Origin of the sequence: Parendozoicomonas verongulae (genome assembly GCF_009711465.1) — a bacterium.
Taxonomy (GTDB): domain Bacteria; phylum Pseudomonadota; class Gammaproteobacteria; order Pseudomonadales; family Endozoicomonadaceae; genus Sansalvadorimonas; species Sansalvadorimonas verongulae.
Window position 1 is genome coordinate 1 of sequence record NZ_SMME01000865.1, and the last position, 19,611, is coordinate 19,611.

Genomic DNA, 19,611 nt, shown 5'->3' on the forward strand with positions numbered 1-19,611 from the left:
GCACCAGATGCTTGCTCCCTGAGCAGTAACGGCCACTAACGGAATGTGTCGCAGTGGTGGTTTTGCGTAGCCCCTCGGAATTATGGATAGCATGATGATAACGAATAATACTGTTAGAAGGACTTCTGTTGCGTACCTGTCACTCATCACTGGTCTCACATCCGCTTCAATAGGGAGGGTTATTGTAGTTCCCGTTCTAGAGGCTTGGGGGAGGCTTTGAGTGTTGCCGCCCGCTACGTGACCAGAGTTGTGACGCAAGCAAGAAAGACGCCGCCAGACTATGCGAAAGCAATGGTGCGGGTACTTATTGAAGCTCTGATGTATGCCGAAGCTACCGGAGTCGTTCATCGTGACAGATGCGAAGGCTATGTAATGTGGGTGGATCCTGGATTACCACCTCAAAAAACATCTGATCGTCCACAACATACCATGGTTGATCATCATCGGCGTGAATGACATCAACGTCATCAACGTCATCACTGCTTTTTTTGAATCTTAATGCCGAAAGGGGAATAAACAATGGTATGCCGGCGGCTATATTCATTTCCGTCACCGGCCGTTGAAACGCACAACTTTTCAAGTTGGTAAGAAAAGTGGCCTGAAGGTTTTGACGGCCTGCGATATGGGGAGACTGATCCAGTAACCTTATGGTAATCATCTTATTGATAGGCCACTCCAACAGTTGATCGTAGTCATGTCGCATAATGACAACAAAGATAGAAAGATGAGTGCCCTTTCCCATACCTTCGCCGTTCATGTAAAGCCGCAGGCTAAGTTTGTAACCATAATCATCGGTATAAAACGGGGCGCTACGGATAGAGGTCACCCGCCCTGCTTTGGACTTCTCCATAGCGTCACTCACATTTGGAACAGGCCATATAAAGCGGCCATTGGTCGTCTTTACTTGCAGGCTTTCTAGCTCATTGTCACGGTCGGCCCGATACGGCCAAAGATTTTTCGTTTGTAGCAGGGCACTGTTTGGCCAAGATAATTGTAACGGTAAAGAAAGTTTGGGTACTGTGAATGCTGGAGTCATGCCATGGGGCGTGGGCTGGAGTGGCGTGTTTGGTTTAGGGTGATGCATTTCACTGGTTAGAAAAGACGAAGTCCCTTTGATGAACCTGTTGGCTGCCTGAATCCTCTGCTTTGATATTATCGGTTTTCCGTACCAGCTGCTGACCCCCTGTACGGCAGCGGCAGCCAACGCAATGTGGAGGAACCGGACTGGTGGTTTTGCGTAAGTCGGTGGAGAGGTAAATAACACAACGAGAGCATATAAAACGGTGAGAAAGGACTTTATTACGCACCTGTCGTTCATGGCGGGCTCACATCGCTCATTGTTGCTCAATAGGGAGGGGGGTAGTGTAGTCTCAGTACAAGAGCTGTGAGGGACATTCGGAATTCTGTCTATACCCTGCAGGGCATAAAGTGCACTATTTAACGAGTAGTCATTTGTTGTACTTGACAAGGATTAACAAAAAAGAAGACGATGTACGCATAAATACGTACGACACTGCCTGGCTATAGCAGGCAGCGCGCGGGGAGAAGAATAATGAATAAGCCGTTCATCAAGCCTCAGCCTGACATGGAATACACTCCTGCAACGGACAGCATCGCTATCAACACATCGGTGAAACGCCTTGAAAGCATTATTGCCGATGCTCAGGCGGCTGGGGAAAGTGTGAACAAGCATCTGGCCGCACAGCTTCGTGATAAGAAAATTACCAAGGTTGAAGCCATCGAAACCCTGATGTATGCCGTCGCGCTTGGCGAATCCTCAGGGAATGCAACCTTCCACTGATTTACCTGAATCGGGTCACTCTGTGGGGGCAGGGTGATTTGATACTGGCCTGAACGCCAGGTGTGTGTGGAGCCCGGACGGGAAACTGTCCGGGCTTTTTGTTGCTTCCGACACCACGCTGTTTTGTTCTTCATGGCCATTTCATAACTGTTCTTGTAGTTATCCAAAAGCAACAGGATAAGCGGTTCCATATACACGACAGGTGGGGCTTATAGTGCCATTGTTCTTCGGTATAGTGACAGCAAACAAAAAGTAGAACACATCATAATGAAAAGTGGTTTTCGGGGGTGGCGGGCCAGCGTTGGCTTTACCCTTGTCGAGTTGATGGTGGTGATGGCGGTTCTTGCGATTTTAGCAGGCGTCGTTACGCCATCGTTCACCGACATGGTTGTGCGCAACGGTGTGTCCACCCACACCAATAAGATGATTTCTTTGTTACGGTATGCCCGTTCCGAGGCGATTTCCCGGCAAAACAGCGTTGTCTTGTGTAATGGCAATACCGACGGCTCGGCCTGCGGCAACTCCACAGATATTGTTCTTGTGGTGGATGAAGCTGATGGCACTGTGCTTCTGGTCTCCCCTCCCATTCCCCGGCAGGTGGTTACTCAACCCGCCAACCTGAACATTCGCTTTGAGCCAAATGGTTCAACCTCAAACAGCGGTGAGATCAATTTTCAGAATAAGGGTGGAGACTCCATCGCCACGTTGAGCGTAACCAGAGCAGGCTTGGTAATGAACATGGGGGAGGGCTCGTAATGAAGGCACACTCCGGTTTTTCCCTGATTGAACTACTGGTCAGCCTTTTGATTCTGGCCATAGGCGTATTAGGCATGCTGCGGCTGCAAACCATGTCTGTGCAATCCAACATCGCTTCCGACCAGCGCACTATGGCGCTGCTGATACTGGATTCTGTTGAGCAGCAAATTCTTGATGGGGATGATGTCTGTAAAGATGACGGGCTGGATGAAGCCCGTGCCAACCTCGCTCTTATAGAACCCGGCGCTACCCTCGAAATTGCTGACAACTGCCCGACCGATAAGGATGGCAATATCTCCCTGTATACGATTCAGATTCAGTTTTCGGAAGTAGGCGGTTTCAATATGGGCGGTCAGGATGTTGTGGTTCTTGAGCGGAGGGTACAGATATGAAAACCACTCAGTTTGGTCTCTCCCTTATTGAATTAATGATTGTTCTGGCTCTCAGTACTTTATTTATGCTGGGCATTACCCGGTACTCTGTTGATTCTGTGCAAACTGACCGGGTTGCATTTGCCATGTCTGAAAATCAGGACAGCGTGCGCACTGCTATGGATATGCTGCGTCAGGATGTGATGATGGGCGGTTTTAAAGGCTGTAATTCCAGTGCGATTGCAATTGAAGAGACGATACCTGCCTCTAATGATTCTGAAGATGGCTCTAACTCTATCGACTGGCAGGATCGCATGGCTCGTTTGGAATCGGGCGTAGTGGCAGTGGACGGCGGTATTGATACAGCACGCTTGATTCCGTTCCTTAATCCTAACCCTGATATCATCCTGTCTGATGATCTGTTGACAATAAGTTTGCCTAAGAAGCATGAAAAGTCCGGTTTTCCAAAGCATGATGATACTGACGATAATCAACTGATATTGGCGAACTGCAATAATTTTCAGCTGATAGATCCTCCTGCCATTAAAAACGGTGCTAAACAGTTCACTCTACAGATTGCGGTTTCGCCTGAATTCTTCAATCGTGCGGAAGGTTCAACCATGCCGAGTACGCGCCTCTACAGCTATCAAGAATCGCGCTACAGATACTCCGATTTTATTTATGAAGATGAGGATGAAAATCACATCGGTGGGCCTTCTCTGTGGGTCAACGATGAAGCCCTGATTACAGGCCTGCAAGCCAACGGGCTTGCTATTGAACCCAATGCCACAACAACGCGGTTTTCTGTGCGGTTGAATATGCAGACGCCCATGCAAAAGGATAATGACGACAACCAACCAAAGGCCGGGGTGTATCAATCCAATATGACGGCCCTGAACCGGAGATTGACCCAATGACATCATCCCAGAATGGCGCCATTTTGATGATTTCTCTGGTGATGCTGTTGGTGGTCTCCATGATCGGTATCGGCGGTGTCTATAACTCCAAACTGGGTCTGGCCCAGATGAATACCATGAGGGATTCAAGGGAGCTGTTTGCCGGAGGCAATAACCTGATTAACCGGGGGCTGAAATCACTGATGGCGTCTGCAACCATTGATGATGAACCTGCCCTCACACCGTCTGATAACTCCCATGTCTCTGGCCATCTCACATACGAAGATTTGGGCAAATGCCTTGGCCGGAACAACAGCTTTGAATTTACATTCCGCTGCAAAGCCATGAGTGCGGAAGTGGGGTTTGATACCGAGGGTCACGGTAAAATTGATGATGACAGCCCTCGCCGTGAAGTTTCCCTTATGTATCAGTACATCGAATTTGCGCAGTAGGCAGGAACATAATGAAAATATTAAATCGGGGGCTGATGTCGTTTGTCTCAGCTGCTTTTTTCAGCTGTACGCTGATTGCTGCCCATGCTGATGATACGGAGATTTTCTTTGGGGGAGCTGCGTCTGATAATCAGGTTATACTGCCGAATATTCTTTTTATTATCGACAATAGCGGGTCTATGACCTGGCCAATAGGAGATGGTTCGAGACGGTCGAGGATGCAGGTGCTTAAGTCATCGTTCGAGACCCTTATGAATTCAACTTCTGAAATTCCCATGAGGGCCGGGCTGCTGCGAATGCATAACAATAATCGTCGCTCGGATATGCAGCCGGGTGTTTATCATACAGTTCAGGATATTCACGATCCTTTGAGTGAAGGTATTACGACCGTTCCTTACATTGCCCAGTCATCCGATGATGGCTTTCAGTGGCCTGGAGGAGGTGTTGATCGGGGCTCATCTTATCTGAGAGTTGCCATAGATGACGATAAAGTCAGCCAGGCAGGTATTCGCTTTTCAAATGTGCTCGTTCCCCATGGTGCCGTCATTAAATCGGCAAAGCTTGAGTTCTCTTCTGAGACAGATGAAACATCTACGCCGACTTTTGATGTGTACGGAATTAGTCATGTGAATCCAGATACATTCTTACCTCACCTCAACAGCATAGGTTCTCGCCCTTTAACCCGTGCCTCAACGGCATGGACACTGTCCCCCTGGAACAAACGGGATGAGTTCGGCGATGAAATGAGGTATGCCGTTGATGTCAAAGATATTGTTTCTGAAGTCACTGCAAAAGCCGGTTGGTGTGGTGGCAACGCTATGGGGTTTGTTATTAAAGGCAACACCGGGGGAGATGAGGGTAAGCGGCTCATCTCCTCCTATAACTCCGATAGGACGGAACCGTCGTTAATTATTGATTATGAGTATGACTGGGAGAATCCTTCTGCGTTCCCGGGCACCGGTTGCCAGCTGATTACAGTCAATCGTACGTTGGCCACAGGAGACGAAGATGCTCAGGAGTTTTCTTACGATACCCGGCTTAACGAGAATTATCTGTATCTGGCTAATGGTGACGTTGGTCTCAGATACCTGAATCTTCCTCTGGCTAAAGGCGCCTCTATTGAGGAAGCCTATATTGAATTTACGGCATCAGAGAACAGTAGCCAACGTTTTGCTACCCATATCAGAGCTCATGATGTGGGGAATTCGGAAGGTTTTACAAGGCATAAAGATTCCATTGTTTCAAGACAAAGAACACCGGCGGGTGCCTGGTGGCCCATTTATGATGACTGGTGGGGGAAAGGGAAAGTATACCGTACACCAAATCTTGCACGGGTGATTCAGGAGGTTGTGGCAAGAGCAGACTGGAAGCCCGGCAACCCTCTGTCATTGATAGTTACCCGCGCGGGTGATCATAGTAAGGATAGAGTTCACCCAAATCAGCGAGGCGTTTATTCCCGGAACAATTCTATTGTTCATAGCCCCCGACTTGTTCTCAAAGTTCAACACCAGAGTTTAGATGACACCAATGGGATTACAGTAAAAGACCGGCTGGTTTCCCATGTGAGTGCGCTATCGTCTCGAAGTGGTACACCAACAGTTTATATGCTGACGAAAGCTCAGGAATATTTCTCCAGTCAGGCAACTACCCCTATTACCAATAGTTGTCAGGCAAACCATATTATCCTGTTGTCTGATGGTGAGCCGAACTCCATGAATAAGACCATTGCTGACAGAGTGACAGGCCTGACTGGGAAGGCGTGCACAAACAGCCGGGACATGGCTGACCATATGCAGTGTGGCAGGAATCTGACTGAGTACATGGAAACAACCAATCAGCGCCCTTCTTTAGGTGGTGACACAACCATTACCACTCACACCATAGCCTACGCCAGTGGTGGTGATGCAAAAGACTTCCTGAAAGGCATCGCGTCCCCCAGAGGGAAAGACGGAAAGCGTTTCTATGAGGCCAACAATGCCAATGATCTGCTAAAGGCCTTTGACTCGATTATTCAGGAAATTCTTTCCAATGAAGCCAGCTTTGTAGCACCAAGTGTGTCTGTAAACCAGTACCGCAGCTACCAGCACAATAATGAGCTGTATTACGCGCTCTTTACACCTGAAAAAACGACAAACTGGAGCGGAAATCTCAAGAAATACCAACTGGCCGCCCGGCAGGATAAAACGTCGGGGCAGGTGACCTATTACCTTGCCGATGCGAACGGGAAAGAGGCCGTCAATCCTGAAACCGGCAGTTTCATCAGTTCATCCCGGTCCTTCTGGTCCGCCAACGATGATGGTGGCAGCACCCGGGCGGGTGGTGCTGCCTTTCAGTTGCCCCTACCTGAGGAACGTTTGCTCGTAACCGATATCGGAGCCTCCAGGGATTCTGTGTTAAAGGAGCAACGCGTTGAACCAGGTAACACGTCTATTACCAAAGCTGTTTTGGGGCATACGGGAATGGACGATGCAGAAAGGCGCGAAATCATTCGCTGGGCCATGGGCTATAACGCGGCTGGTACCAAGCCAAGGAAGCAAATCGGAGACCCACTCCACTCCCAGCCTGCAATGATCTACTACGGCTGTAGAAATGGTCACTACAAAGATTCAGATAATAAAAAGGCAGGGTGCAGAACATCGGCTGATGACCTGATCTCCATTGTCTTTGGCACCAACCAGGGCATTTTTCACGCTATTAACGGTCAGAACGGTAAAGAACAGTTTGCTTTCTTCCCTGAGGAGTTGATGCCTAACCTGCGTCGTTTTAAGAATAATGACAGCCTTGAAAACTCCGTTACGCGCACCTATGGCATTGATGGCAGCCCAACTATCTGGCGCCACGATGCTGATAGTGATGGTGCGATTACAATCCCACCGAAACCCGGTAAAAAGCCTGATCACGTATATGCCTATTTCGGTTTACGCAGAGGCGGCAGCAGCTATTACGCGCTGGATATCACCGATATCAATAACCCTAAATATCTGTGGAGAATCGATTCCTCAAAGGCAGGGTTTGAAGAAATGGGGCAATCCTGGTCCAAGCCCAAACTGACTAGCTTAATGGTTGGTAAAACGCCCACAAAGGTTCTGATTTTTGGAGCAGGTTACGACACTACAAGTAATGACAAGGAAGGCGGTGTCCGTACCCCGGATTCAACGGCCAATGCCGTTTATATTGTGGATGCCAAAACAGGCAAATTACTGTGGAAGGCGACTGCTAATTCCAACGCTACTGCCGGTAATAAAGGCATGCTCGTCCTGCCCAAAATGAAGTACAGCATTCCCGGAGATATCGCGGCTATTGATCTGAATCTGGATGGTCAGGCCAACCAGCTGGTGTTTGCAGATATGGGCGGCCAGGTGTGGCGTTTATTTATCGATAATGAAGCTTCCTATCACTCTGGAAAGCTACATGTTGAGCCTTTTGGGGGTATCGGAAGGGACAAGAATGATATTGAAAAAGCTGGTGGTGTGGTTGCGGATATCAGTGGCACATACAATCGCAATAACCGCCGGTTCTACATGCGCCCGGTGATGGGCATTACCAAAGCCGGTGACCGGGATATGTTTACCATTGCCATTGGCTCCGGCCACCGTGCGAAGCCCTTGAGCACGGTTGTGAAAGATCGTATTTATGTACTGAAAAGCGCCGCGATCTTTAACAACCCAAAACCTGAAGAAAGGACGGTAACAACGTTGACAGAAAAGGATCTGTACGATGCCACATCCGACGATATCAGCAGCGACAATGAGATCAAGCGAGACGATGCAAAAATGCGACTCTCACTGTCCTCTCTGGGTGCGAACGGGAATCTTGATTTCCAGAGTGATGGTGGCTGGTACATCACCATGGAAGAACCCGGAGAAAAAATCCTCTCAGATATCTCCCTGATTAACGGAAATATCTCTTTCGTCAGCTACGAACCGAGAGCAGCGTCCAACAGCTGCAACCCTGTTATCGGCGTAAACCGTTTCTATCGGGTGAACGTATCCGATGCTTCGGCCGCCGGGGAATCCCGCTCGGAGGAAATCAAGAACACAGGCATTATCTCCTCCACCCGTTTTGTGGTGATGGACTCCAGTGAGCTGGCTGGTGACCTGGAAGATATCGAAGGGCTGGTGCCTGTTGAGTGTGTCGGAACCACCTGCATTGCTACAGATCAGGATTCCACTATTTTCCCAACAGGCTGGATGGACAGAGTGGTGAATCGCAAGGCATCAGCCAGCAAGGATTCCGGCACTGACACAGAGGACAGCCAATGAAAGGCTTTACACTGATTGAGCTGATGATAGTAGTGGCTATCATTGGCATCCTGTCGGCTATCGCCTATCCGTCCTATCAGAACTATGTGGTGCGTAATGCCTGCATTGATGGCAGGGGGACACTGGTTGCAGCGACTGCATCTCTGGAGCGTTACCGGGCCGAAACACGCACCTATGCCACAGCGGTTGCCGGTACCCACTTTCCAGATCAGTCTCCCATAGACAGCAACACTCCCAATTACACGATCGCGTTTGATGGCAATGCAACCGTAACAGCAACAGCCTATACCCTGAAAGCAACGCCACAGCGTAATGGCTTCCCGGAGATCACCATCAGTCAGAATGGCTTGGGTACAGTTCAGGGTCAGCCCGTTTTTGAGTGTGGGTAAAAAGAGGGCTGGGTTAATCTTTTGAAGAAGGGCCTTCTACAAGGGCCTGCATCATGAGCATGAGCTTTTCCGTAACCGCCATATAAATCTGATGGTTAGGATTGGATCAAAAAAGTATAGATGAAGTCACACCGCCACCCTGTTCAAGAGTATCCAGATTTTTTTGTTCTGTTACAAAATATTGGGAACTCTATCGGAGTGTGTCTGTCACAGTGCGTGACATTCAGCAGAGTCGGTATCATGAAAACATCCATTCCTGTGTTACTCGCTGCATTACTGGCAGCGCCTGTTTCCACTTATACCCTGAGTGCTCCCTCTAGTGAAAGAGAGCCGGTGGATAACGGCTACCTTGAATTTCCCGGCCGTGTGAATATCCGGTTGATGGATAAAGCTCTTCTGGAAGCAGAGTATCTATCTGTGTTGCGGGACAGAGATCAGCGTGCCCATGATTTCCTGTACTCCGCAACTGAAACTCTCCACGAAGGCTTTCTGGAGCTGCAGGAAACTCTGCAAACCCTGCAGCAACAATCCGATGAATCCTTAACGGGGGCTATTTCTGTTCAGGATTTTCTGGCTGCTGCGCGGGCCTGCAAGCAGCAAGTGGCCTTTCTGGAAGATCGCATCGCCGGGCTCAGTGCCTTTCCTGCTTTGAGAGAAGAGGCTGTCGCCGAACTCTCCGGGACTCTCCATATGGGAGCATTGAAAGATCATTATCTGCAACAACTGAAAAGCCTGGCTGAGAAAGCTCATAGCATGAGTTTTCGTCTGAAACTTCCCAGTGGTGTTCTGCAGGAACAGGTGGGAATTGAAACAGAAAAACTGCGGGGCATGAAACTGTTCAGCGCTGATCAGATTACTGACATGCAGCGGCAGGTGCTCAGAAAAAAAGCCATGAGCACCCGTGAACGGAACACTATAGATCAAAGTATCAATGCTTTCACCCGCGATGCATTGCAGACATTTGTCAGCACATTTGGCACTTCAGAGCGCTACAGATCAAGCTCCGACAGCCTTGGCCGTTATAACGCAGCCAATGCTTTGAGAGAGGCGTTCTGGGCACGTTTTTATATTCGTGCCACCTACGGTATCAAGATAGGCACGATTCCGGTGAACTATGGCAAGCAGATTCTTAACGCTGATTATCTGTTGAGCAGCATCACTATCGGGCCGGTTACTGTATGGGCTGAAAGCCATCTGGTTACCGCCCTCAATCTGGCCACCGAAGCCAGCGCCACACTGCACAATAAGGGTGCTCACTGGGCCACAGAAACCCTGCGCAGTTTCTTAACCACACTCACAGGTACAACCGCTTCCGAAGAGGCCAAACGCATTATCATCGACATGGTGCGTATGGATATCGAGCAGGAGCTGGCGCTGGGCAAAAGCGGCGGTTTGAAAAAGGTGCGGGCTGCTTATCGTGACCTGTACTACACCTCCGATGAACAAAAAGCTCAGGTGAAGGCGCGGGAAAACATCGTATTTGGTGACGAAGATGATGACGACCTCGAAGCTGATGTCGGTGTTGTGGAAGCCGGAACTCTCAAGGGTGTGATCAGCCAGTGCATCAATGTGCTTGAACAGATAGAAGTGCGGCTGGATGAAGCCAGAAAACTGCAGGCTTCACTGGCGCTTTTAAAAGCGGATAACCCGGTAGCTGCAAAGCGCAAGAAGCGCTCCTCTCTCTAACTCTACTCGCTGCTTTCAGGAAAGTCCGGAGTCCGTCATGAACATCTTTTTAAGAGCATGCCTGTGGCTGGCTCTGGGAATTGCTTTCAGGTCTTACGGGTATGACAACTTTTGTGTTGAGAAGCGCTGGGAAGCCAGTCGCCCCAGTGCATATTGTCAGGGCCTGGTGATACCCGCTCACAAAACCCGCAATTTCATCAGCGAACAGCTGCAATGCGACAGCGGCAGCAGTGCCTATACGCGAGGCCCCATTCCCTTTGATGAAGAGGAATGGCGAGATTTGCACAACACAGACCCTGCTGCCGCAAAAGAGATGCTGCGTTCACTGCCCGCTCCCCAGTGGAGCGGAACAGTGAAGTACAGCGCCTATTTACACTGGTCATGGGAGGACTGTCAGCTGGTGACCAGCTTTGCCTGTGGCTCCGATAAAGTGTGTCGTACAACGACAAACAAGGATGGCGAGTCAGAAGAATCTTGCCGCAAAGAGCCGCGCACCTGTTATCTCGATGTGACAGTCTCTGAAGTGGAGCACTGCAGCCATGAGGCTCTGACCTACAGCGTGGATTACCATCGTATTGATGCAGGCAACAATGAATACCTTGCCCGGCTCGCCAATGGCTTTGACTTATTGCCCGGTGAAGAGGAAGAGGTGACGGTGGATAATGGTGTGGGGTATTTCCACTCCGCACGTCTCTTGCCAAAGCTGTCGGTAGGAGAGCCTCGTAATAACTACGTAACCACAAACTCTGCAACAGATGGATTTGTGTGCCGTCAGCACAGCAACTACCACGTGGACTTTGTCCTGACCTCCAATGGTCGCGTTCAGTCCCGCTCCGGCAATGCCTTCTCACTACCGGAGTCGTTTGATGGGGAAAGGCTTCCACCACTGGAGTGGCAAGATAAAGCTTATCCTGCCGTTTTTCGGGTACAGGATTACTCCTCAGCCAGCCTGAATGAGTTTGCCCGCGACTCAAACGATATTTTCAAGAACATCCGGGTGCGTATTCAGCTTTACGATAAATCCGGCTTTGGCTGGCCTGTTGCACGCAATACGATCTATGTGGAACAAGACGGAGCTACCAGACAAACTCTGAATGCATTGTCAGAGAATCAAAGTGTTCGCCGTTCCCAATTATGGGAGTTGATGCTGGCAACAAACAGTGTAGATCCAAGAAAGAATCTTTATCGCAACTACATACCCTGGTTCGTTTATTACCCGGCGCGTCTGCTGCTTCCGGCTGAACAACTCAGTTATGAGAATATGCCCAGCCCGGGAACAGACTACGAGTTACGGCTAACGGTGTATCAGCGGGGATTGGCGATCTATCATCAGGCCTGTGAGGATGACCCCAAGGCCTGGGATTGCCGGTTTTACGCGGGAGGAGGATGGTTCAGCCCAAGCCGCTATGAAAGTGGGCACTATTCCAGCAAAAGCCTGAATGTGGGTTTCACAACCCCCGACAATGTGAATGTCAGAAGCTACTGGCCGATGTTCTGGAACACAGTAAATGCTATGGGAACATCAGCCTTTATTGGCGCAGCGGCCTATGGTGCACTACGCATAGCCGCTCGCCTCGCTCGCTAGTTAAACAGCCTGTGACTTCAGATCAAAACGATCCAGGTTCATCACCTTGGTCCAGGCTTTCACAAAGTCATGCACCAGCATCTGTTCACCGTCGGCGCTGCCGTAAACTTCTGCCAGAGCACGCAGTTCAGAGTTGGAGCCAAAGACCAGATCGGCACGGGTTGCTGTCCACTTGTGGGCACCTGTCGTGCGGTCTGTGCCTTCGAAGGTTTGACTGTGCTCATCCACTGGTTTCCAGGCAGTGCTTATATCCAGCAGATTGACAAAGAAATCATTGGAGAGGGTGTCTTTCTTCTCAGTGAACACGCCGTGCTTGCTGTTATCAGCGTTTGTGTCCAGCATCCGCAGGCCACCGATCAGTGCTGTCATTTCCGGAGCGCTGAGGGTGAGCAGCTGGGCTTTATCCACAAGCAGATCTTCGGTGGATACGGTGTAACGGGTTTTCTGGTAGTTACGGAAACCATCGGCGGCAGGTTCAAGCACAGCGAAGGACACTACGTCGGTTTGTTCCTGAGTCGCATCGGTACGTCCGGCGCTGAATGGCACCTCTACAGCGTAACCGGCATTCTTCGCTGCCACTTCCACGGCCGCAGAACCACCAAGCACGATCATATCCGCAAGGGAAATCCGCTTGCCGTCGGTTTGTGAGTCGTTGAACTCTTTCGCGATGTTCTCCAGCGCCTCCAGAGTGTTTGCCAGCTGCAGAGGCTGGTTAACTTCCCAGTCTTTCTGAGGAGCCAGGCGAATGCGTGCACCGTTAGCACCACCACGCTTGTCGGAACCACGGAAAGTGGAAGCGGAAGCCCATGCTGTAGACACCAGCTGGGAAACCGTCAGGCCTGCTGCGAATACTTCTTTCTTCAGCTTTTCAATGTCCTGCTCATCAACCAGAGAATGGTCAACGGCTGGAACCGGGTCTTGCCAGATCAGCTCTTCGCTGGGCACTTCTTCACCGAGGTAAAGTGCACGGGGGCCCATATCTCTGTGGGTCAGCTTGAACCAGGCGCGGGCAAAGGCCTTTTCAAAGGCATCAGGGTTGGCCAGGAAGTGGCGGGAGATTTTTTCATAAGCCGGGTCAACCCACAGTGCGATGTCGGTTGTCGCCATCATGGGGGCGTGGCTTTTGGATGGGTCGTGGGCATCGGGTACCGTGTTGTCTGCGGAGGTGCCTACAGGCTTCCACTGAACAGCGCCAGCAGGGCTGGTGGTCTTTTCCCACATGTAACCAAACAGCGTTTCGAAGAAGCTGTTATCCCACTTGGTGGGAGTCGGAGTCCAGGCACCTTCCAGGCCACTGGTTATGGTGTCACCACCTTTGCCACTGCCCATGGTGTTCTTCCACCCCAGGCCCTGTTCCTCCATGGGCGCACCTTCCGGCTCGCGGCCAACGTGCTGGTCGGGGTCGCCTGCACCGTGGGTTTTACCAAAGGTGTGGCCACCGGCAATCAGGGCTACAGTTTCTTCGTCGTCCATTGCCATGCGGGCGAAGGTTTCACGGATATCTTTGGCGGCTGCCATTGGATCAGGCACACCATTAGGGCCTTCAGGGTTTACGTAGATCAGACCCATCTGCACAGCAGCCAGGGGGTTTTCCAGATCACGGTCGCCGCTGTAGCGCTTGTCTCCCAGCCACTCGGTTTCTGTGCCCCAGTAAATATCCTGTTCAGTTTCCCACACATCAGTACGGCCACCGCCAAAGCCAAAGGTTTTCATACCCATGGATTCCAGCGCACAGTTACCTGCGAGAATCATCAGGTCTGCCCAGGAAATTTTCTTGCCGTACTTTTGTTTGATGGGCCACAGCAGACGACGGGCTTTGTCCAGGTTGCCGTTATCAGGCCAGCTGTTAAGTGGCGCAAAACGTTGCGTACCTGTGGATGCGCCGCCACGGCCATCGCCTGTACGGTAAGTGCCGGCACTGTGCCAGGCCATGCGGATAAACAGCGGGCCGTAGTGGCCATAGTCCGCAGGCCACCAGTCCTGGGAATCGGTCATCAGGGCATAGAGGTCTTCTTTGATTGCTTTGAGATCGAGGCTCTGGAACTCTTTGGCGTAATCAAAGCTGTCGCCCATCGGATCGGACAAAGATGAATGCTGTCGTAGAATATTCAGATTGAGAAGGTTAGGCCACCAGTCACGGTTGTTGGTGCCTTTGCCGGTCGTGGTATTGCTGTTGCTACTTCCACCATTATGGAAGGGGCATTTGCTTTCAGTTGTCATACACAATTCTCTATATACGTAGTGGTTAGGTGGAAACCCTGCTAGTTATACCTAAACGACTGTTGATTGAAGAATAAGATTTTTATATCGGGTTGATAGGCATATTAGACCGAAAGCTATCTTGTTGGCGGTTGTATTGAACATGGCATAATTGTCACTGTATTTCGTAAAGGCTTATGCTCTGGTCGGAATAAATTGCATTTGGCTTTCTGGGCTTTGTATCTTCTTCCTCTGTCTGTATGACCATGAAGCCCGTAATTATAGGACGTGCGTACTTGTATTTGTTGTTAAAGGATTTTATAAAAGTGAAATGACAGGTCTAAAGATAATTAAACAGTAAATTTTACTGCCACAGAAAAGGCTGGGTTACTAATGATAATTACAAAAAAGCCTGAGTTTGCAGTTTATGTGAAAGCGTTAGGCTTTTGTCTGATGAGTTCAGGCATCGCTCAAGCCGACAGTCTTATTGATATATATCAGCTTGCCTTAAAAAATGATCCCGCTTATTTAGCCGGTGTTCATAAATATGGTGCAGATCAGGAAGGCTATATTCAGGCACGTGCCAACCTTCTTCCTACCATCTCGTTTGATGCCAGCCGTACCGAAAACCAGCAAGAAATTAAAAGCTCTGATAATCAGGTGTTTGGTTCCGGCTCAACCAAATATCCCACCACGGAATACACACTTTCCATTGATCAGTCTGTATACAGTTACGCCAACTGGGCACGGTTGCGTCAGGCAGAGTCTCGTAATGAAAGTTATAAAGCAGAGTTGAATGTTGTAGAGCAGGGGTTATTGTTGCGCACTGCTGAGGCGTATTTTGCGGCTCTCGCCGTTTATGAAGAGCACAGTTATATCCAGGCTGAAGAAAAATCTGTTCAGCAACACTTTGAACTTATCGAAGCTAAGCGCAAAGATGGCCTGGCGCGGCAAACCGACTTCCTTGATGCCCAAGCGCGCTATCTGCAAACCAAAGCCCGGGGGCTGGAAATCCGCAGTCGATTGAAAGACAGTCTGGAAATGATCGGAGAAATGACTGGGGAAACTCCAGCCTCTCTGGCTCTGCTTAAGAAGGATATGGCCATGCCCGGCCCTCAACCTGCACAATCATCCGAATGGATTGCAACCGCGCTGGAATACAATCCGGAGATTAAAATCCGCATCAGCAATGTGGATGCTGCCCGTGAAGAGGTGAAGAGCCTGAAGGGCGGCCATTACCCTACACTGGACCTCAACCTCAGTTACAACAATAACGCGACGGAAGGTTCTCTCTATGGTGGTGGTAGTGAAGTGAGTTCCACCACGGCAACGCTGTCGCTTAATGTACCGATCTATTCCGGTGGCCTTGTATCGTCTCGGGTAAGAGCAGCCACTGACCTTCTCAGCCGTACTATGCAAGAGTTGTCGTTAGAACAGCGGGCTGTGAAGCGCAGAACGCTCTCGGCCTTTGACGGAGTGAACACAGATATTGCCAAGGTGAACTCTCTGGCAAAGTCTGTGGAATCCTACGAGCTGGCAGTACAGGCAAAGCGTATTGGTTTTGAGTCCGGCATTACGACCAGTTTAGCGGTGCTGGATGCAGAGCGTGATCTGTTTCTGGCTCGCAGTGAATATTCACGGGCCCGTTACGGTTATATCCTCAACACCTTGCGGTTGAAACGTGCGGTGGGTGTGCTTTCTGCCGCCGATCTCGAGCAGGTGAATGGTTTTCTGGGCAAAATCAGCGGCGGTGTAACGCTGTTGTCTGATTTTCAGGATGCCGAATTACTGGCCGTGGAGTAAGTATGCTCGCCGCTCCCGTGATCGAGCAGTTCGTTACCTCTCTTGAGGAACCTTATGGGTTTGAGCGTTCTATGAAATTACGCTCAGGTCAGCTGGTGGACGATCGCTGGCTGATGAGTCTTCATAAACTCTCTCTCGGTTCCGATCCTGAACAAGGGTTGCTCCGCCTTGGTGAGCAGTTGCAGGCCCCAGCCGAGGCGTTGCAGTCATGTCTGAATGCTCTGCCTGAAACGGATGTTGTTCATTTTGGCTATGAAGGCGGAGAGAAGACGGTCTGTAAACTCTATCTGGAGTTCGCTTCGCAGATACGGGAATTGATGGAGGCAGGCCCTCTGCTTCAAGCTGCGAAAGTTCACCATTCGCTGAAGTGGAACCCTTACGACTCCAGTCAGCATGCATTTAACGACTATTGGCTTCTTCCTGAATCTTCCCCCGAATCGCTGACTGAAAACCTCCTTCGTGTTTTTAAAGGCTTCAGCTCTCCCGCTGTGATATTTGTTGATCGTGTACTTAAACGGGCAGCACTCAAAAATATTATGTGCCTGAAGGTCACAGAGCCTGATACCGGCAGACACTCTTATGATTTCAATCTTTATGACGCGGAATTAACGCTGGCAGATATTGCTGATGATGTGTACCAGCTTGGCTCTGCCTTTCATATTCACAGTTCACGGCTGAAAAATTGGCTGGTGGATAATCAGAGCTGCGAGCTGGGGCATATTTCAACTGGCCTGGAAAGCGACGGCAAGCCCTTTGTGACGCTCTATTTTGGTATTGAGGCGCGATAGTATGGAATACGCTCAGGCTGATGACCCCTGTCTTGATTTTTGCCTGTGGCCTTATGAGCCACTGGTGCCGCAGAGTGCTCGGCTGCGTTCCGTTAATCTGTTGTATAACTCCTTTCGTCTTGCCGGTGCTGAACACCTGATCGAACTTTGTCAGGTTATTCGTAAGGAGATTGGTGATTTCCAGACGGTGTGGGGTATCAAGCAGTCAGAGCAGGGATTGAGCTGGGAACTGTATTTTTATGATTATCAGCGCCTTGAACGTGCCGTGTCTGCCTCCCGGCTCATTGAGATTCTTTCTCCCTGGTTTCGTTGTGATTTGAAAGTGAATGAAAGTAGCCCCTACTTTATGTTCTCCATTGACCTTGAGCGAGACACTTTGGTGAATCGTCACACTCTGGAAGAAGTGAATATTTATATTGGCAATGCTGGCAGTCAGGTGTCGTCGGGTATGAGTTACTGTTTGAATGCCAATGGCCTGCGCTTCGATAATCTCTACAGCTTTTTTGATATGAAAAACGAGCGGGATGATGTTTACGCCAAGCTCACCAGCTCGGTGCATCTTGATTGGCAGCACTTTCGCCCGGAGCAAGTATTGTGGCCGGAGCTCATGGATTGTCAGACGGCGGTGATCGCTAATAAGCGTTTAAGCGACGGTGTTTACTTTTCCCGAATTACTGTCGAGCAGCTGTTGTTTTTCTTAAGTGTGGTGAAGTTTTCAGCAAATCATGTTGCTTATGTTTATCTTAATAGAGAATTTTTCCGTCATTTGTTGTTCGATGTGGGATTCGATTATACGATGACAGACAACAGAATAATAATTACAAAGTGCGCCTACTACGGTGTTTTTTAGAAGCGGGGTGCTCTAAAGGAACATGAAAACAGGGCAGTTCAATAATAACGATTATGTCTCCGTGACCATGGAGTTTCGGTGCAACCTCAAGTGTGAACACTGCATGATTGAGGGCACAATGGATCGTCTTGTTCCCCAAACCCTGCAACGCTTTCACGAGATTCTCACTTTTAACCGTGAACACAAACAATGGAAAGGGCTGATTCTTACAGGCTCGGAAATTACTCTTCGTAAGGATTTGCCAGAACTGGCCCGCCAGGCCAAAGAGGCTGGCTTTCAGCATGTGCGCATTCAAACCCACGGCATGCACCTTCATCAGAAAAGCTATTGCGACACTTTGCTGGATGCCGGGATTGATGAGTTCTTCGTCAGTGTGGCTGGCAGCGATGCCGAGAGTCATGACCGTATAACCGGCATGATTGGTGCGTTTGACCGGATGATGCAAGGGCTGCGTTATCTGGACTCGTTTGGTCATGTATCACTACTGACCAATACTGTGGTTACTGCCAGCAGTTATCAGTTGCTGCCAGAACTGGTTGCCAGTCTGAGCCACCTTAAACGGCTGCAGCAAATGGAATTCTGGGCGTATTGGCCAATGCAGGAAACCGATGAAAAAGATTTGTTGGTGCCCCATGCTCAAACCCTGCCTTACCTGAAAGCGGCTATCGCTAAAGCCTGGGAGCAGGGGCGCAGTGTTGAGGTAAAGAACTTCCCGGAGTGTATGTTGGGAGATATGTCAGACGTGCTGATGAATGATCAGCCAGAATTGCATATCGACCCGGCCTTTTGGGATGAGTTTATGCGCAATGGTTTTTACCAGTGCACTTACCAGGAGCAGTGCCACTCTAAGCAGTGCCTTGGTTTGAACAGTGCCTATATCAAGAAATACGGCTGGGAAAAGTCACTTCTCAGCCCTGTCGGTGCAGCAATAGCTCCAACAAACCTACCCTGGGAAGAGCAGAAAGAGGTATAACAGCATGGCCAAACAGTTATTGATTTACAGCCAGGTTCAGCCTGTATCCAGCCAGCGTCATAAAAACTGGTCTATCAAACGGCTGACCGATTTCGAATTTTGCCGGGATGTAAACTCCCTGCCACTGATGGCGGTGGAATTCCCCAACGCTGCCAGTGATATGAGTATTGTTTTCACCGGTCAGGATGATCAGATTATGCCGGTGGTGATTCTCGGAGTGCGGGAGCAGGAAAATCTCTACCTGAACGACGAAGGTCAGATGACGTCACGCTATGTGCCAGCCTTCCTGCGTCGTTATCCCTTTGTTTTCTCCAGCTCCGACGATGGTGCGAACTTTACCCTGTGTCTGGATGAGTCTTATACCGGTTGTAACGAAGAGGGCGCAGGGGAGCGTCTGTTCGATGCTGAGGGTGAAAAGACCCAGTACCTCGATAACGTGCTGGCCTTCCTGAAGGAGTATCAGGTGCACTTCAATCGTACCCGTAACTTCTGTGCCAAGTTGAAAGAGCTGGATTTGCTGGAACCCATGGGCGCCCAGTTTACTCAGCCTGACGGTGAAAAAATGACCCTGACCGGCTTTATGGCGGTCAACCGTGAAAAACTGAAGGCGCTGCCCGCTGAGCAGCTGGAAGAGCTGCACAACACAGATGCTCTGGAGCTGATTTATATCCATCTGCAATCCATGCGGAACTTCAATCGCATGTTGGAGATGGTGGCTGATAAAACCAAGGATGAAGGCTACGTTAAGTCAGAAGACGTACCTGCTTAGTACGCGATCTATCAGACTCCTGATGATACGT

The 19,611-nt window shown here is 49.9% G+C and carries 16 protein-coding genes; 14 read left to right on the forward strand and 2 right to left on the reverse strand.

From position 1 onward, the window contains the following. Positions 1–331: 331 nt before the first annotated feature. Positions 332–1,318 (reverse strand): MATH domain-containing protein, encoded by a 987-nt coding sequence (locus tag E1189_RS26305; protein WP_408014769.1) that lies wholly within the window; start codon positions 1,316–1,318, stop codon positions 332–334. A gap of 234 nt (positions 1,319–1,552) precedes the next feature. On the opposite strand from E1189_RS26305, the gene E1189_RS18650 reads away from it, so the two are divergent. The 9 genes from E1189_RS18650 to E1189_RS18690 all read left to right on the forward strand — a co-directional run bounded on the left by E1189_RS18650 (position 1,553) and on the right by E1189_RS18690 (position 12,198). Then, positions 1,553–1,801 (forward strand): hypothetical protein, encoded by a 249-nt coding sequence (locus E1189_RS18650; RefSeq protein WP_155162320.1) that lies wholly within the window; start codon positions 1,553–1,555, stop codon positions 1,799–1,801. Positions 1,802–2,068: 267 nt separating this feature from the next. Beyond that, positions 2,069–2,557, forward strand: a complete 489-nt coding sequence (locus E1189_RS18655) for a GspH/FimT family pseudopilin (protein ID WP_155162390.1) — start codon at positions 2,069–2,071, stop codon at positions 2,555–2,557. Next, positions 2,557–2,949, forward strand: coding sequence for a type IV pilus modification PilV family protein (locus tag E1189_RS18660; RefSeq protein WP_155162322.1), 393 nt, complete (start codon positions 2,557–2,559; stop codon positions 2,947–2,949). The genes E1189_RS18655 and E1189_RS18660 overlap by 1 nt, the downstream gene beginning before the upstream one ends. Further along, complete coding sequence (locus tag E1189_RS18665) at positions 2,946–3,845, forward strand: PilW family protein (protein WP_155162324.1); 900 nt, start codon at positions 2,946–2,948, stop codon at positions 3,843–3,845. The genes E1189_RS18660 and E1189_RS18665 overlap by 4 nt, the downstream gene beginning before the upstream one ends. After that, positions 3,842–4,276, forward strand: coding sequence for a hypothetical protein (locus E1189_RS18670; protein WP_155162326.1), 435 nt, complete (start codon positions 3,842–3,844; stop codon positions 4,274–4,276). The genes E1189_RS18665 and E1189_RS18670 overlap by 4 nt, the downstream gene beginning before the upstream one ends. 296 nt (positions 4,277–4,572) lie before the next feature. Next, on the forward strand, positions 4,573–8,538 hold the full coding sequence (locus E1189_RS18675) for a pilus assembly protein (protein WP_196221518.1): 3,966 nt from the start codon (positions 4,573–4,575) through the stop codon (positions 8,536–8,538). Further along, a complete protein-coding gene (locus E1189_RS25610; RefSeq protein WP_155162330.1) occupies positions 8,535–8,927 on the forward strand; it encodes a type IV pilin protein in 393 nt (130 codons plus the stop codon). Before E1189_RS18675 ends, E1189_RS25610 begins: the two co-directional genes overlap by 4 nt. Positions 8,928–9,167: 240 nt before the next feature. After that, entirely contained in the window at positions 9,168–10,613 is a 1,446-nt protein-coding gene (locus E1189_RS18685; protein WP_155162333.1) for a hypothetical protein, read from the forward strand. A 37-nt stretch (positions 10,614–10,650) separates the two neighbouring features. Then, on the forward strand, positions 10,651–12,198 hold the full coding sequence (locus tag E1189_RS18690; protein WP_155162335.1) for a hypothetical protein: 1,548 nt from the start codon (positions 10,651–10,653) through the stop codon (positions 12,196–12,198). Here E1189_RS18690 and katG read toward each other — a convergent pair whose 3' ends face one another. Then, complete coding sequence (katG, locus tag E1189_RS18695) at positions 12,199–14,418, reverse strand: catalase/peroxidase HPI (RefSeq protein WP_155162337.1); 2,220 nt, start codon at positions 14,416–14,418, stop codon at positions 12,199–12,201. Between the two features lie 372 nt (positions 14,419–14,790). On the opposite strand from katG, the gene E1189_RS18700 reads away from it, so the two are divergent. The 5 genes from E1189_RS18700 to E1189_RS18720 are packed head-to-tail and all read left to right on the forward strand — an operon-like array spanning position 14,791 to position 19,580. After that, the gene (locus E1189_RS18700) at positions 14,791–16,200 is read left to right on the forward strand and encodes a TolC family outer membrane protein (RefSeq protein ID WP_155162340.1); all 1,410 of its coding nucleotides are present in this window, start codon (positions 14,791–14,793) and stop codon (positions 16,198–16,200) included. A 2-nt stretch (positions 16,201–16,202) separates the two neighbouring features. After that, on the forward strand, positions 16,203–16,988 hold the full coding sequence (locus E1189_RS18705; RefSeq protein WP_155162342.1) for a hypothetical protein: 786 nt from the start codon (positions 16,203–16,205) through the stop codon (positions 16,986–16,988). A 1-nt stretch (position 16,989) separates the two neighbouring features. Next, on the forward strand, positions 16,990–17,838 hold the full coding sequence (locus E1189_RS18710; RefSeq protein WP_155162343.1) for a hypothetical protein: 849 nt from the start codon (positions 16,990–16,992) through the stop codon (positions 17,836–17,838). A 22-nt stretch (positions 17,839–17,860) separates the two neighbouring features. Continuing rightward, positions 17,861–18,811: a radical SAM protein gene (locus tag E1189_RS18715; RefSeq protein ID WP_155162345.1), complete on the forward strand. Its 951-nt coding sequence runs from the start codon at positions 17,861–17,863 to the stop codon at positions 18,809–18,811. A gap of 4 nt (positions 18,812–18,815) precedes the next feature. Next, complete coding sequence (locus E1189_RS18720) at positions 18,816–19,580, forward strand: SapC family protein (RefSeq protein WP_155162348.1); 765 nt, start codon at positions 18,816–18,818, stop codon at positions 19,578–19,580. Positions 19,581–19,611 lie beyond the last annotated feature (31 nt).

Coding starts and splice junctions, on each gene's coding strand:
- E1189_RS18715 (WP_155162345.1), top strand. CDS start 17,861: ATGAAAACAGGGCAGTTCAATAATAACGATTATGTCTCCGTGACCATG.
- E1189_RS26305 (WP_408014769.1), bottom strand. CDS start 1,318: ATGAACGACAGGTGCGTAATAAAGTCCTTTCTCACCGTTTTATATGCT.
- E1189_RS18650 (WP_155162320.1), top strand. CDS start 1,553: ATGAATAAGCCGTTCATCAAGCCTCAGCCTGACATGGAATACACTCCT.
- E1189_RS18655 (WP_155162390.1), top strand. CDS start 2,069: ATGAAAAGTGGTTTTCGGGGGTGGCGGGCCAGCGTTGGCTTTACCCTT.
- E1189_RS18705 (WP_155162342.1), top strand. CDS start 16,203: ATGCTCGCCGCTCCCGTGATCGAGCAGTTCGTTACCTCTCTTGAGGAA.
- katG (WP_155162337.1), bottom strand. CDS start 14,418: ATGACAACTGAAAGCAAATGCCCCTTCCATAATGGTGGAAGTAGCAAC.
- E1189_RS18660 (WP_155162322.1), top strand. CDS start 2,557: ATGAAGGCACACTCCGGTTTTTCCCTGATTGAACTACTGGTCAGCCTT.
- E1189_RS18720 (WP_155162348.1), top strand. CDS start 18,816: ATGGCCAAACAGTTATTGATTTACAGCCAGGTTCAGCCTGTATCCAGC.
- E1189_RS18710 (WP_155162343.1), top strand. CDS start 16,990: ATGGAATACGCTCAGGCTGATGACCCCTGTCTTGATTTTTGCCTGTGG.
- E1189_RS18665 (WP_155162324.1), top strand. CDS start 2,946: ATGAAAACCACTCAGTTTGGTCTCTCCCTTATTGAATTAATGATTGTT.
- E1189_RS18685 (WP_155162333.1), top strand. CDS start 9,168: ATGAAAACATCCATTCCTGTGTTACTCGCTGCATTACTGGCAGCGCCT.
- E1189_RS25610 (WP_155162330.1), top strand. CDS start 8,535: ATGAAAGGCTTTACACTGATTGAGCTGATGATAGTAGTGGCTATCATT.
- E1189_RS18700 (WP_155162340.1), top strand. CDS start 14,791: ATGATAATTACAAAAAAGCCTGAGTTTGCAGTTTATGTGAAAGCGTTA.
- E1189_RS18670 (WP_155162326.1), top strand. CDS start 3,842: ATGACATCATCCCAGAATGGCGCCATTTTGATGATTTCTCTGGTGATG.
- E1189_RS18690 (WP_155162335.1), top strand. CDS start 10,651: ATGAACATCTTTTTAAGAGCATGCCTGTGGCTGGCTCTGGGAATTGCT.
- E1189_RS18675 (WP_196221518.1), top strand. CDS start 4,573: ATGCATAACAATAATCGTCGCTCGGATATGCAGCCGGGTGTTTATCAT.